This window comes from Bacteroides sp. AM37-9, from assembly GCF_003603455.1.
In the GTDB taxonomy this organism is placed as follows: domain Bacteria; phylum Bacteroidota; class Bacteroidia; order Bacteroidales; family Bacteroidaceae; genus Bacteroides; species Bacteroides xylanisolvens.
Genome location: NZ_QTNF01000002.1, coordinates 185781 through 199854 on the forward strand (window position 1 = coordinate 185781; position 14074 = coordinate 199854).

The window sequence follows — 14074 nt, forward strand, 5'->3', positions numbered from 1 at the left end:
AATGATTATGGACAATAATAATAGCAACAATAACAATAGCAATAAACCTAACAATAAGGTTAATATGCCCAAGTTCAACCTGAACTGGATGTATATGATTATTGCCCTTATGCTTCTCGGCCTCTGGTGGGGCAGTGATTCAAAAGGAGCAGGAAGCAAAGCTGTAACTTACAGCGAGTTTCAGGACTATGTAAAAAAGGGTTATGTCAGCAAAGTATTGGGTTATGAAGATAAATCAATCGAAGCTTTCCTCAAACCGACTGCCGTAGGGGCTGTTTTTGGAGCCGACTCTACCAAGGTGGGACGCAACCCTGTCATTACAAGTAGAACCCCGTCTACCGATAAACTGGAAGAGTTTTTGCAGGCAGAAAAGGAAGCCGGTCATTTTGACGGTTCATCCGACTATCCGCCCAAATCGGATATTTTCCCCGCAATTCTGATTCAGGTACTCCCGCTTGTCTTGCTGGTTGCGTTATGGATATTCTTCATGCGCCGTATGAGCGGAGGCGGCAGTGGTGGCCCCGGCGGCGTATTTAATGTAGGAAAATCAAAAGCCCAGCTTTTTGAAAAAGGCGGAGCCATCAAGATTACATTTAAAGATGTAGCGGGGCTGGCCGAAGCAAAACAAGAAGTGGAGGAAATCGTAGAGTTCTTAAAGGAACCGCAGAAATATACGGATTTGGGAGGTAAGATACCCAAGGGAGCATTGCTGGTAGGCCCTCCGGGAACCGGTAAAACATTGCTTGCCAAAGCTGTGGCCGGCGAAGCGAATGTGCCTTTCTTCTCATTGGCAGGTTCCGACTTCGTGGAAATGTTTGTGGGTGTAGGTGCATCCCGTGTTCGCGACTTATTTAAACAGGCTAAAGAAAAAGCTCCCTGTATCGTCTTTATTGATGAGATTGATGCCGTAGGACGTGCCCGTGGCAAGAACCCTGCAATGGGAGGAAATGACGAACGCGAAAACACATTGAACCAGTTGCTGACAGAAATGGACGGCTTCGGTTCCAATAGCGGTGTGATTATCCTTGCTGCTACCAACCGTGTAGACGTACTCGACAAGGCACTGCTCCGTGCAGGACGTTTTGACCGTCAGATACACGTGGACCTGCCCGACTTAAACGAACGTAAAGAAGTATTTGGCGTGCATTTGCGCCCGATTAAAATAGACGATAGTGTAGATGTGGACTTGCTGGCACGTCAGACACCGGGATTCTCGGGTGCGGATATTGCCAATGTCTGCAATGAGGCTGCACTGATCGCTGCCCGCCACGGGAAGAAATTCGTAAGCAAGCAGGACTTCCTAGATGCGGTAGACCGCATCATCGGTGGTCTGGAAAAGAAAACCAAGATTACAACGGAAGCAGAAAGACGTTCCATCGCTTTGCATGAAGCAGGACACGCCTCTATCTCCTGGTTGTTGGAATATGCCAACCCATTGATTAAAGTCACAATCGTTCCTCGCGGACGTGCATTGGGAGCTGCCTGGTATCTGCCGGAAGAACGTCAGATCACTACCAAGGAGCAGATGCTGGACGAAATGTGTGCTACTTTGGGAGGACGCGCCGCTGAAGATTTATTCCTCGGCCGCATCTCAACAGGTGCCATGAACGACCTGGAAAGGGTGACTAAGCAGGCATACGGCATGATTGCTTATTTAGGTATGAGCGACAAGCTGCCGAACTTATGTTATTACAACAACGATGAATATTCTTTCAACCGTCCATACAGCGAAAAGACAGCCGAATTGATTGACGAAGAAGTCAAGAGAATGGTAAACGAGCAGTATGACCGTGCCAAGAGAATTCTGTCGGAGAATAAAGAAGGACACAACGAACTGACGCAATTACTGATTGACAAAGAAGTAATCTTCGCGGAAGACGTTGAACGCATCTTCGGTAAACGCCCCTGGGCTTCCCGTTCAGAAGAAATCATGGCTGCTAAAGAAAGCCAGGATGCCGCAAGAGCTGAAAGAGAACTTGCCCAAAAGCTGAAAGAAGAAGAAAAGGAAATCAAAGAAGAGGAAGCTGAAAATACCGCAAAGGAAGAACAAGCACCCATAGACACCAAAGTTGCCGCAGAAGGTAAAAAGGTTACTGTGGAGGGCAAAGTTACCGTAGAGGGTAAATCCAATGAAGAAGAAGCTAACGGGTCCAACTAATTAAAACGAATAGATTTTGATTAATAATTTCATAAAACGAGCTATTACGGGTGTACTCTTCGTTGCCATCTTGGTGGGGTGCATCCTTTATGACGCATTCAGCTTTGGTATTCTGTTTACCGCTATCAGCGCACTGACCATTTATGAGTTCGGGCAGCTGGTAAATATGCGCGCAGAAGGAGTGAAGATAAACAAGACTATTAATATGCTCGGCGGGGCTTACCTATTCCTTGCAATCATGGGATTCTGCATTGATGCGGCCGATTCGAAGATATTCATCCCGTATGTGCTTTTATTGCTTTACATGATGATTAGCGAGTTGTATCTGAAAAAGGAAAACCCGGTACTTAACTGGGCTTATTCTATGCTTAGCCAACTTTATATCGGACTACCTTTTGCTTTGCTGAATGTATTAGCATTCCATAACGATCCGGGATCAGAATACAGTAGCGTAAGTTACAATCCTATCCTACCGCTATCTATCTTTATTTTCCTCTGGCTGAATGACACGGGAGCCTATTGCATCGGTTCATTGATCGGCAAACACCGGTTATTTGAACGTATCTCTCCCAAGAAATCATGGGAAGGTTCTATCGGCGGCGGAGTGGTAGCAATCGGAGTATCTTTTATACTCGCTCACTACTTCCCATTTATGTCAATGATTGAATGGGCAGGACTGGCACTGGCGGTTGTTATATTCGGTACATGGGGCGACCTGACGGAGTCGTTATTGAAACGCCAGTTGCACGTTAAGGATTCGGGAACCATTCTTCCGGGACACGGTGGGATGCTCGACCGCTTTGACAGTTCTCTGATGGCTATACCGGCAGCAGTCGTTTATCTATATGCATTAACATGGTTCTAACGGGGGATTCTTTCTCAATCGATTAGAACTGAAACAAAATACAAAAGGTCGGGAACTTCTACTGAAGCATCCCGACCTTTTTCACACACAGTAAATCATAGTTAGGTTATCGGATCGAAGAAGTGGAATGAACATCCTTTGCTGCTTCCGGTACACCGACCGGATGATCCAGATCAAGCACAATCACTCTTCCTTCCCCATGTTCTCTTGAATTTATCGTCACCTTAAAACCTTTGGGTGCTACCCAGGAATCTTTCGGCGTAGGGAAGAACTTTTCCAGATTATAAGAAACTCGTCCCCATCCCCAATAGTCAGTCACATCCTCATACGTATTATAACGCAGTTCCAAATGTATATAACCATCTTCATCCACATTCAATGTTCCCGGTTCTGACGGTTCGCCCGGCTCTCCCGGTTCCATCTTATTTTGCACAAGACTGATACGATGTTTCTCCGAACGAGGCAACTCCTGGCGGAAAATTACGTTCAGGAACTTTCCTCCCAACCACATATCACCCTGATAAATCAGAATAGGATCATTTCCGAATTCTTCCGCTTCTTCCTCTGTCGACATATCTTCCACTTCTTTTGTCAACAGTTCCTGTATGCCTTCCATCTTCACCTGAACTCCTTTTCCTCCTTCCATGTCATACAAAGGATTGAAAAAAGCCACGACACGTTCACCGTCCACTGGTTTAAACCAAGGAATAGATGTAGCAACCGGATCAATCACTCCCCAATTATCACCTTCCAAATAATATCCTCCTCCACCGGTTGCACGAACAGTCGCCCAGTCCCAGCTGAAATCTCCAATAGAATAACCATCATCATCACATGATTGCAACATTGGCACTAATGCCAATAATAAGATTCCTAAAAGCCACTTAAATTTTTTCATATCTTTTTCCTTTCTTTATTTTAGTCTTCTGCTTTATAAATAAAAAAGCCGTGCATTTACTGCATCGGCTTTACGTTTATTCAGAAAAAGAAAGTTATTTTTTCAACAAACGCAGCATTTCACGAGCTGCGTGACGGGGAGCACCGGCAGGTCCTAACCGTTCGGCTACATATTCATACCCGGAAAGCATCTCATTTCTATATGCTTCATTTTCAATGATATTTTTCAATTCGCTCTGCATATTCTTCACGGTCATCGTATCTGCCACCAGTTCCTTTACCACTTCACGGTCAGCAATCAAATTAACCAACGAAATAAATCTCACAGTTAAGATATGACGCCGCAAAAAAGAAACCACTTTCCCGATCGGAGTGTAATAACAAACCACTTGAGGAACACGAAACAATGCCGTCTCAAGCGTAGCTGTACCCGAAGTAACTAAAGCTACATCTGCATGCTGCAACAGGCTATAAGTCTGATCGAAAATGATTTTCACTTTCGCCTCTCCTACATATTGTTTATAATACTCGGGAGCAATGGCAGGTGCACCGGCCAAGACAAGCTGATAGTCGGGAAAAGCGGAAGCAGCCTTCAACATATCCGGCAGATTATCTTTGATTTCCTGTTTCCGGCTACCGGCAAGAAGAGCGATAATCGGCTTATCTTCCAATTGGTTCTCTGCAATAAAGTGCTCCTTATTTTTCGGATGAGCTGCCTGATAGGCCGCCACCTCATCCACGGTAGGGTTTCCTACATAGTGAATGGGGTATTGATGCTTTCCTTCAAAGAATTCCACTTCAAAAGGAAGGATGGAGAAAAGCTCATCTACATCTCGTTTTATATTCTTGATACGGTATTCTTTCCACGCCCATATCTTCGGAGAAATATAATAGTAAACCGGTATCTGTGTCTTTGCATGGACAAACTTGGCAATATCAAGATTGAATCCCGGATAATCTACCAGAATAACAACGTCCGGTTCCCAGAAAACAATGTCTTCTTTGCAACGCTTCATATTTGCAAAGATAGTGCGCAGATGGAGTAATACAGGGATAAATCCCATGTATGCCAACTCCTTATAATGCTTCACCATCGTTCCTCCGACAGCCGCCATCAAGTCACCTCCGAAAAAACGAAAATCAGCCTGCGGGTCTTCTGCCTTTAAGGCAGCCATCAGATGAGAGGCGTGCAAATCGCCGGAAGCTTCACCGACAATCAGATAATACTTCATAGAGTTGAGAGTTGAGAGTTGAGAGTTGAGAGTTGGTAGGGATAGATGACTAACAGGGCGTCATGCTTTCTTTTTCAACTTTCAAATTTCAACTAATTAAACCATTTATTAAGTTCGTCCATAAAGTGATAAGCCGTCACGTCAACCGTAGTCGGGGTGATAGCAACATAACCATTTGCCAAAGCCCAATGATCGTTCTTCTCGTTTTCAGGTTCATGATCGGTAAATTCACCGGTCAGCCAGAAATAGTTAGGATCATTCAGACGAGGGCAGGCAGCCCATTCATTCGTCCAACGTCCTTTCGCCTGTTCACAGATTTTCACTCCTTTTATATCGGCTGTATCGGGGAAGTTTACATTCAGACAAGTTAAAGGAGGAAGTCCTTTTTCCAAGATCATGGCAGCGATGCTGCGGATATAAGGTCCGGCAGCTTCAAAATCAGCATCGGGTGCATGATTGCACAAGGAGAAGCCAATAGAAGGAATTCCATTCAAACAGCCCTCAAACACCACTCCCATCGTACCGGAATAATGCACGTTAGTGGCAGAGTTATCTCCATGATTGATACCGCCGACTATCAGATCCGGAGTCCGGTCGAGCACTGTGTTTCGTGCCAATTTGATGCAATCGGTCGGTGTTCCCGAACATTTATAAACAGTCAAGCCCACTTCCTTCTTTACTAACTGGTAATGAACCGGCTGCGTCACCGTCAGCGCACACCCACTACCGGAACGCGGAGCATCAGGTGCCATCACTATAATCTCACCCAAAGGGCGAAGAAACTTCACCAGTTCATTAATACCTTTAGCCATCACGCCATCGTCATTCGAAACAAGTATCAACGGCTTCTCTTTTTCCATATATTCAATCCTTTCCTTTTTTATATTCGCACAAAAGTAACAAAAAGAAGCCGTACCACCAAACACCTCCCCGCATCAGATCGAAAAGTCTCTTTCACCCCCACTCCTACCCGTTTACAAATCTTAATCTTCTGCAAGCGAGCAAAAAAAGAAATAAATATCCAATATAAATATGTATATTTGCAAGCTCATAAAGAGAAAGGTAGATGATGAACCTGTCGAAGTTTGGTAACCGTTTCGTCCGACAGTTATTAACAAAACAGGCGACTTATCAACAGAAATTGCAAAGTTTCTCTTTTTTCGTAGGCGCTCTAAGGATTTATCACTTATTTCGCTGCCAATAAATTTAGAGAATATGGGAAAAATTATTGCTTTGGCCAATCAAAAAGGCGGTGTAGGAAAGACAACGACTACGATTAATCTCGCAGCTTCACTTGCTACACTGGAAAAAAAGGTACTCGTAGTAGATGCCGACCCGCAAGCTAATGCTTCTTCCGGTCTGGGAGTAGACATCAAGCAGTCGGAATGCACTATCTATGAATGTATTATTGACAGAGCCAACGTACAGGACGCTATCCTTGATACGGAGATTGATTCTTTGAAAGTAATCTCTTCGCACATCAATCTCGTAGGAGCAGAGATTGAAATGCTGAACCTCCCAAACCGAGAAAAGATACTAAAAGAAGTACTCACCCCTTTGAAGAAAGAATATGACTATATCCTGATAGACTGTTCGCCTTCATTAGGACTGATCACGATCAATGCCCTGACGGCAGCCGACTCCGTGATTATCCCCGTTCAAGCTGAATATTTTGCTCTTGAAGGTATCAGCAAATTGTTGAATACCATCAAAATCATCAAGTCGAAACTGAATCCGGCTTTAGAAATCGAAGGTTTCTTACTGACAATGTATGACTCTCGTCTGCGTCAGGCTAATCAGATTTACGACGAAGTGAAACGTCATTTCCAGGAACTGGTGTTCAACACCGTTATTCAACGAAATGTGAAATTGAGCGAGGCTCCCAGCTACGGTGTCCCGACCATCCTTTACGATGCGGAATCTACCGGCGCCAAAAACCACCTGGCTCTTGCTAAAGAGATTATCAACCGAAATAAATAAAAGAAAGAAGAAGATATGGCAACACAAAAAAGAAATGCATTAGGACGTGGTCTCGACGCCTTGCTCTCAATGGATGATGTGAAAACCGAAGGGTCTTCTTCCATTAATGAAATAGAGCTGGCAAAGATTACTGTCAATCCTAACCAGCCCCGCCGTGAGTTTGACGAAACAGCATTGCAGGAACTGGCTGATTCCATTGCGGAAATCGGTATCATCCAACCTATTACCTTACGCAAACTCTCGGACGATGAGTATCAGATCATCGCGGGAGAACGTCGTTATCGTGCGTCACAAAGAGCAGGACTGAAAACGATCCCTGCTTATATACGCACTGCCGACGACGAAAACATGATGGAAATGGCGCTGATTGAAAATATCCAGCGTGAAGACCTGAATGCCGTAGAAATCGCACTTGCCTACCAGCATCTGCTCGATCAATACGAACTGACACAGGAACGTCTTAGCGAACGCATCGGAAAGAAACGAACGACGATCGCCAACTACCTGCGCTTACTGAAATTGCCGGCTCCGATACAGATGGCCCTGCAAAACAAGCAGTTGGACATGGGACATGCCCGTGCACTGATTTCATTAGGCGACCCTAAACTACAAGTTAAAATATTCGAAGAAATACAAGAACACGGATATTCAGTCCGCAAAGTAGAAGAAATTGTTAAATCATTAAGCGAAGGAGAAGCTGTGAAAAGCGGCACACGGAAAATAACACCCAAACGTGGCAAACTTCCTGAAGAATTCAACTTATTGAAGCAACAACTCTCCGGCTTTTTCAACACCAAGGTACAACTCACCTGCTCTGAAAAGGGAAAAGGCAAGATCAGTATTCCTTTCGGGAACGAGGAGGAACTGGAACGTATCATGGAAATCTTCGATACGCTAAAGAAGTAAATGACAAGAAAAAGTAAGAAATATCAGTTACTAGTCAGCGCCCTGCTTCTCTGTTTTTTACAGGTGGCAGGGATTGATGTGTATGCACAATCCACAGTTACTCCGGCACGGAAAGATACAACAATCATACAGCGAGAAGCGCCGAAAGCCCGTGCACGAAGGCATCGTGATCCGATTATACAGGACTCGGTAAAGAAGGATTCTATCCAAATCATACCATCCAAAGAACTTCCGGCCATCGACAGTTTGTCAGCTGCTAAAATACAGATAGCGGACAGCTTGGATGCAGCCAACAAGAAAGAGCTGAAAAAGATAGAGCAACCTGCCTCCATTGTTGTAAAGACCGACACTGTGCCGCCACCTGCTCAAGATATTAACAAGAAAATATTTATCCCGAATCCGACCAAAGCAACGTGGCTGGCAGTCGTATTCCCCGGTGGAGGACAGATTTACAACCGTAAATACTGGAAATTACCTATTATATATGGAGGATTTGCTGGTTGTGCTTACGCCTTAAGTTGGAACGGTAAGATGTACAAAGACTATTCGCAAGCCTATCTGGACATTATGGACAGCAACCCGAATACGAAAAGTTACGAAGACTTGTTGCCCCCGAACTCCACTTATAATGAGGAGCAGCTAAAAAACACACTAAAACGAAGAAAAGATATGTTCCGTCGTTATCGGGACCTTAGTATATTTGCTTTTATCGGAGTTTATCTGATCTCTATCATCGACGCTTATGTAGATGCAGAGTTGTCTAACTTCGATATAACCCCCGACTTGAGCATGAAAGTAGAACCGGCTGTTATCGACAATAACAACCAGTTCCGCTCCAGCAGTTTAAAAAGCAAGTCGGTTGGTCTGCAATGCGTATTACGATTTTAAAAACACAATTTAGATTGATCTTATTATTGAAGCATGAAGAAATTAGTTAACTATTGTTCGATTATTTTTCTTTTACTGGTGGCAACGTCGCAGGTAAAAGCGCAAAGTGTAGATGTAGTGATTCGTGAAAATGGAACTGAACGCAAAGAAAGCATCGACCTGCCTAAAAGTATGACATATCCACTTGACAGTCTGTTGAACGACTGGAAAGCCAAAAATTATATTGACTTAGGCAAAGATTGCAGTACAGCTGAAATCAACCCTTTATTCAGCGACTCTGTCTATATCGACCGCTTGTCACGCATTCCGGCTATCATGGAAATGCCTTATAATGATATTATCCGCAAATTCATCGATATGTATGCAGGACGCTTGCGTAATCAGGTTTCTTTCATGTTGAGTGCCTGCAACTTCTATATGCCGATTTTTGAAGAAGCATTGGATGCATACGGACTTCCACTGGAACTTAGATATCTCCCGATTATCGAATCTGCACTGAACCCCTCTGCCGTGTCGCGCGCAGGCGCTTCCGGTCTGTGGCAATTTATGATCGGTACAGGTAAGATCTATGGCTTGGAATCAAACAGCCTGGTAGATGAACGACGCGACCCGATTAAAGCAACTTGGGCTGCCGCACGTTATCTCAAAGAAATGTACGATATCTATGGAGACTGGAATCTTGTGATTGCTGCTTATAACTGTGGGCCCGGTACTATCAACAAGGCAATCCGCCGTGCCAATGGCGAAACGGATTACTGGAAAATTTATAATTACCTGCCTAAAGAGACACGTGGTTACGTACCTGCCTTTATCGCCGCTAATTATGTGATGACTTACTATTGTGACCATAATATTTGTCCGATGGAAACAAATATCCCGGCAAGTACCGACACAGTACAAGTGAACAAAAATCTGCACTTCGAACAGATTGCTGATCTTTGCAACGTACCTTTGGATCAAATCAAGAGCTTGAATCCGCAATATAAGAAGCACATGATTCCGGGTGACAGCAAGCCTTATACTTTAAGACTTCCTATCGATGCTATCAGTACCTTTATAGATAAGCAAGACACAATTTACGCACATCGTGCCGACGAATTGTTCCGCAACCGAAAAACCGTTGCAGTAAAGGAAATTACCCCCTCAACCCGCAAAACGACAGCAGCTGTTGCCGGTAAAGGCAAACTGACCTACTACACAATAAAAAGTGGAGACACTTTGTCAACTATCGCCGGAAAGTATGGCGTCACAATTAAGGATATACAAAGGTGGAATGGAATGTCCAACACCAAAATTGCTGCAGGAAAACGATTGAAAATATACAAATAAACAGCTTCCTGCTTGCATCGTTCGGAAATTTGCTTATTTTTGCAGAACTAAGCAAGTGAAAGGATAACAATTATGGATAATCTGCCCCCTAAAGAAATAAGTGATGAAGAGATGATCAATCAGGCGTTCCACGAACTACTGAATGATTATCTCAACACTAAACATCGCAAAAAGGTTGAAATCATTACGAAGGCTTTCAACTTCGCCAATCAGGCGCATAAAGGTATCAAACGTCGTTCGGGCGAACCTTATATTATGCACCCGATTGCCGTTGCAAGTATTGTATGTAATGAGATCGGCCTGGGTTCAACTTCTATATGTGCGGCCTTGTTGCATGATGTAGTAGAAGACACTGATTACACAGTAGAAGACATTGAAAATATCTTTGGCCCGAAGATTGCCCAAATTGTGGACGGACTGACCAAGATATCCGGCGGAATTTTCGGTGACCGTGCTTCAGCACAAGCAGAGAACTTCAAGAAGTTACTGCTCACTATGTCGAACGATATCCGGGTAATTCTTATCAAGATAGCCGACCGTTTGCACAACATGCGTACCCTCGGTTCCATGTTGCCCAACAAGCAATATAAGATTGCAGGCGAAACGCTTTACATCTATGCGCCACTCGCCAACCGCCTGGGTCTCTATAAAATAAAAACAGAGCTTGAGAATCTAAGCTTCAAATATGAACATCCCGAAGAATATGCGGAAATAGAAGAGAAGTTGAATGCCACAGCTGCCGAACGCGACAAAGTTTTCAACGACTTCACTGCTCCTATCCGTACACAGTTGGATAAGATGGGATTAAAATACCGGATACTTGCCCGCGTAAAATCAATCTATTCTATCTGGAACAAAATGCAGACCAAGCATGTTCCTTTTGAAGAAATATTTGATCTACTAGCTGTCCGTATCATCTTCGAGCCACGTAACATAGAAGAAGAACTCAACGACTGTTTCGACATTTACGTTTCCATCTCCAAGATATACAAGCCTCATCCGGACCGTCTGCGCGACTGGGTGAGCCATCCTAAAGCAAATGGTTATCAGGCATTGCATGTCACCCTGATGGGTAATAACGGACAATGGATTGAAGTCCAGATTCGTAGTGAACGAATGAATGACGTTGCCGAACAAGGTTTCGCCGCTCACTGGAAATACAAAGAAGGAGGAGGCAGCGAAGATGAAGGAGAGTTGGAAAAATGGTTGAAAACCATTAAGGAGATATTGGATGATCCGCAACCGGATGCCATTGATTTTCTGGATACCATCAAACTTAATTTATTTGCTTCTGAAATATTTGTGTTCACTCCCAAAGGTGAACTGAAGACTATGCCGCAGAATTCTACGGCTCTCGACTTCGCGTTTTCCCTGCATACGGATATTGGCAGCCATTGTATTGGTGCCAAAGTCAACCACAAATTAGTTCCGTTAAGCCATAAATTGCAAAGTGGTGACCAAGTTGAGATCCTGACTTCAAAATCGCAACGTGTACAACCGCAATGGGAAGTTTTTGCAACCACTGCCCGTGCCCGTGCCAAGATTGCAGCCATCCTCCGCAAAGAGCGTAAAGCAAACCAGAAGATAGGTGAAGAAATCCTTAACGAGTTTTTGAAAAAAGAGGAAATCCGCCCTGAAGAAGCCGTTATCGAGAAGCTGCGTAGACTGCATAATGCAAAAAATGAAGAAGAATTGTTGGCTGCCATTGGCAGTAAAGCAATCATTCTGGGAGAAGCGGACAAGAATGAACTGAAAGAAAAGCAAACCAGTAACTGGAAGAAATATCTGACTTTCTCTTTCGGCAACAATAAAGAGAAGCAAGAAGAAAAAGAGCCGCAAGAAAAAGAAAAAATCAATCCGAAGCAAGTGCTCAAACTGACGGAAGAAAGTTTGCAGAAGAAATATATCATGGCCGAATGTTGCCATCCTATTCCCGGTGATGACGTATTGGGATATGTGGATGAAAACGACCGGATCATTATCCACAAACGCCAATGTCCTGTTGCCGCCAAACTGAAGAGCAGTTATGGCAACCGTATATTAGCAACAGAATGGGATACACACAAAGAACTATCTTTCCTGGTATATATATATATAAAAGGTATAGACAGCATGGGACTTTTGAATGAAGTCACCCAGGTTATCTCCAGACAACTCAATGTAAATATCCGTAAGCTAACCATCGAAACCGAAGATGGTATCTTTGAAGGAAAAATTCAGTTATGGGTACATGACGTGGATGATGTGAAAACCATCTGTAACAATCTGAAGAAAATACAGAATATCAAACAGGTGAGCCGCGTAGAAGAATAACATTGATCGACACATTCATTATCGATCAACGTTATTCTACTCCCGTCCATCCAATTCGCGTTTAATAGCCAAAAGCTCTTCTTTTATCGCTTTCAGCTTATTTACAATCTCATAATTACGAACCGTAGCTTCTTTATTATCCTTCAAACGTTGCCGGGCACCGGGAAGTGTCATGCCTTTTTCTTTTACCAAATGATAGATAAGACCGATCGTTTCTACGTCTTCTTTGCGGTACTGACGTATTCCTCTTCCTGCTGTCTTAGGAGAGATTTGCGGAAATTCCTTTTCCCAAAAACGGAGCAATGACGGATTGACTCCGAACATATCGGCAACTTCTCCTATTGAATAATATAGCTTCAATTCTTTGTCTGTATTAAGCATAACACTCCTGTTTTAAGATTTTAATCAAATACTTTACCATGATTGGCTGCCAACTGAATCATCTTTTCATAATCTTCGGCACTCAAATCCATGAAATAATAATTGACCGGATTTACTACCTGCCCTTTCACGTACACTTCATAATGCAAATGCGGGCCGGTACTTTTTCCTGTACTACCCACTTTTCCGATAATCTCACCACGTACCACTTTCTTTCCGACTTTCGTATTAAATCCCTGCAAGTGAGCATACCGAGTAAGATACCCGAAACCATGATCTATCTCAATAGTATTACCGTATCCGGTTTCCCATCCCACTTTCACCACTGTTCCGTTTCCGGTAGCATAAACATCCGTTCCCGGATGAGCAGAGAAGTCCATGCCTGCATGGAACTTTGTCGTACCATAAATAGGGTCAATACGTGTACCATAACCGGATGCTGTCTGACGAAGATCCTTATTAGAAATAGGCTGTATGGCCGGAATACATTTCAGCATCTCATCGTGGTTCTTACACATATCAATCACATCATCGAAAGATTTCGACTGAATATAAAGCCTTTTGGAAAGCACGTCCAACTTTTGAGTCGTATTCACCACCAGCTTGGCATTCGCCAAATCCATCAGTTCTTCGTAACGGTTCGTCCCGCCATAACCTGCCTGACGAATAGCCGGAGAAACAGGATCTGCCTGTAAAATCACCCGATACAGATTATCGTCACGTTGCTGAATATCCTGAAGCACCCCCATAGCGTCGTCCAAACGCCGGGAAAGCACATTGTACTGCGCCAAAAGACGGCTGTTTTCAATTCTTAATTCCTTCTCCGACGGAGAACCAAAAATCAAAAGCAATACAATAAAGCAACCTGCTCCCAACCCCATTCCATAGAAAAGCCGACGCAGGATACTAAGCGCACGCTGCCGTACGGTAGGGTAAATTCGATCATAAGTCTGGGTCTGTGGATTATAGATGTAGTATACTTTGCGCATCTTTTTGGAAATATTTCGCTTGTTAATACGGCAAAAGTAATAAAAACAAGCTATCTTTGCACAGTTTTTACGAATTTATGAGTTGTGATTTATGATTTATTGGGGATTCCTCCCCTCTCTCATATCCCACAGCCCA

General features: G+C 43.7%; 12 protein-coding genes. 7 read left to right on the forward strand and 5 right to left on the reverse strand.

What is annotated here, in order from left to right:
- Window positions 1-7: 7 nt before the first annotated feature.
- Window positions 8-2158: an ATP-dependent zinc metalloprotease FtsH gene (ftsH, locus tag DW862_RS01985; protein ID WP_049702305.1), complete on the forward strand. Its 2151-nt coding sequence runs from the start codon at window positions 8-10 to the stop codon at window positions 2156-2158.
- A gap of 16 nt (window positions 2159-2174) precedes the next feature.
- Window positions 2175-3023, forward strand: a complete 849-nt coding sequence (locus DW862_RS01990; RefSeq protein ID WP_009039035.1) for a phosphatidate cytidylyltransferase — start codon at window positions 2175-2177, stop codon at window positions 3021-3023.
- 106 nt (window positions 3024-3129) lie between these two features.
- Here the strand turns inward: DW862_RS01990 and DW862_RS01995 are convergent, their stop codons facing one another.
- The 3 genes from DW862_RS01995 to surE all read right to left on the reverse strand — a co-directional run bounded on the left by DW862_RS01995 (window position 3130) and on the right by surE (window position 6012).
- Entirely contained in the window at window positions 3130-3921 is a 792-nt protein-coding gene (locus DW862_RS01995) for a NigD-like protein (protein WP_004310987.1), read from the reverse strand.
- 94 nt (window positions 3922-4015) lie between these two features.
- Window positions 4016-5152: a lipid-A-disaccharide synthase gene (lpxB, locus tag DW862_RS02000; RefSeq protein WP_120067202.1), complete on the reverse strand. Its 1137-nt coding sequence runs from the start codon at window positions 5150-5152 to the stop codon at window positions 4016-4018.
- A gap of 92 nt (window positions 5153-5244) precedes the next feature.
- Window positions 5245-6012 (reverse strand): 5'/3'-nucleotidase SurE, encoded by a 768-nt coding sequence (gene surE, locus DW862_RS02005; RefSeq protein ID WP_008020629.1) that lies wholly within the window; start codon window positions 6010-6012, stop codon window positions 5245-5247.
- Window positions 6013-6367: 355 nt separating this feature from the next.
- On the opposite strand from surE, the gene DW862_RS02010 reads away from it, so the two are divergent.
- The 5 genes from DW862_RS02010 to DW862_RS02030 all read left to right on the forward strand — a co-directional run bounded on the left by DW862_RS02010 (window position 6368) and on the right by DW862_RS02030 (window position 12568).
- Complete coding sequence (locus DW862_RS02010) at window positions 6368-7132, forward strand: ParA family protein (RefSeq protein ID WP_004301394.1); 765 nt, start codon at window positions 6368-6370, stop codon at window positions 7130-7132.
- Between the two features lie 15 nt (window positions 7133-7147).
- Window positions 7148-8038 (forward strand): ParB/RepB/Spo0J family partition protein, encoded by an 891-nt coding sequence (locus tag DW862_RS02015; RefSeq protein ID WP_004301392.1) that lies wholly within the window; start codon window positions 7148-7150, stop codon window positions 8036-8038.
- Window positions 8039-8926: a DUF5683 domain-containing protein gene (locus tag DW862_RS02020; RefSeq protein ID WP_004315141.1), complete on the forward strand. Its 888-nt coding sequence runs from the start codon at window positions 8039-8041 to the stop codon at window positions 8924-8926.
- A gap of 33 nt (window positions 8927-8959) precedes the next feature.
- Complete coding sequence (locus DW862_RS02025) at window positions 8960-10255, forward strand: lytic transglycosylase domain-containing protein (RefSeq protein WP_008020625.1); 1296 nt, start codon at window positions 8960-8962, stop codon at window positions 10253-10255.
- A gap of 72 nt (window positions 10256-10327) precedes the next feature.
- Window positions 10328-12568: a bifunctional (p)ppGpp synthetase/guanosine-3',5'-bis(diphosphate) 3'-pyrophosphohydrolase gene (locus tag DW862_RS02030; RefSeq protein WP_118407795.1), complete on the forward strand. Its 2241-nt coding sequence runs from the start codon at window positions 10328-10330 to the stop codon at window positions 12566-12568.
- Between the two features lie 36 nt (window positions 12569-12604).
- Here the strand turns inward: DW862_RS02030 and DW862_RS02035 are convergent, their stop codons facing one another.
- On the reverse strand, window positions 12605-12949 hold the full coding sequence (locus DW862_RS02035) for a MerR family transcriptional regulator (RefSeq protein WP_004301384.1): 345 nt from the start codon (window positions 12947-12949) through the stop codon (window positions 12605-12607).
- A 20-nt stretch (window positions 12950-12969) separates the two neighbouring features.
- A complete protein-coding gene (locus tag DW862_RS02040) occupies window positions 12970-13938 on the reverse strand; it encodes a M23 family metallopeptidase (RefSeq protein ID WP_004315137.1) in 969 nt (322 codons plus the stop codon).
- Between the last annotated feature and the right edge of the window lie 136 nt (window positions 13939-14074).

Coding starts and splice junctions, on each gene's coding strand:
- ftsH (WP_049702305.1), top strand. CDS start 8: ATGGACAATAATAATAGCAACAATAACAATAGCAATAAACCTAACAAT.
- DW862_RS01995 (WP_004310987.1), bottom strand. CDS start 3,921: ATGAAAAAATTTAAGTGGCTTTTAGGAATCTTATTATTGGCATTAGTG.
- lpxB (WP_120067202.1), bottom strand. CDS start 5,152: ATGAAGTATTATCTGATTGTCGGTGAAGCTTCCGGCGATTTGCACGCC.
- surE (WP_008020629.1), bottom strand. CDS start 6,012: ATGGAAAAAGAGAAGCCGTTGATACTTGTTTCGAATGACGATGGCGTG.
- DW862_RS02010 (WP_004301394.1), top strand. CDS start 6,368: ATGGGAAAAATTATTGCTTTGGCCAATCAAAAAGGCGGTGTAGGAAAG.
- DW862_RS02015 (WP_004301392.1), top strand. CDS start 7,148: ATGGCAACACAAAAAAGAAATGCATTAGGACGTGGTCTCGACGCCTTG.
- DW862_RS02020 (WP_004315141.1), top strand. CDS start 8,039: ATGACAAGAAAAAGTAAGAAATATCAGTTACTAGTCAGCGCCCTGCTT.
- DW862_RS02025 (WP_008020625.1), top strand. CDS start 8,960: ATGAAGAAATTAGTTAACTATTGTTCGATTATTTTTCTTTTACTGGTG.
- DW862_RS02030 (WP_118407795.1), top strand. CDS start 10,328: ATGGATAATCTGCCCCCTAAAGAAATAAGTGATGAAGAGATGATCAAT.
- DW862_RS02035 (WP_004301384.1), bottom strand. CDS start 12,949: ATGCTTAATACAGACAAAGAATTGAAGCTATATTATTCAATAGGAGAA.
- DW862_RS02040 (WP_004315137.1), bottom strand. CDS start 13,938: ATGCGCAAAGTATACTACATCTATAATCCACAGACCCAGACTTATGAT.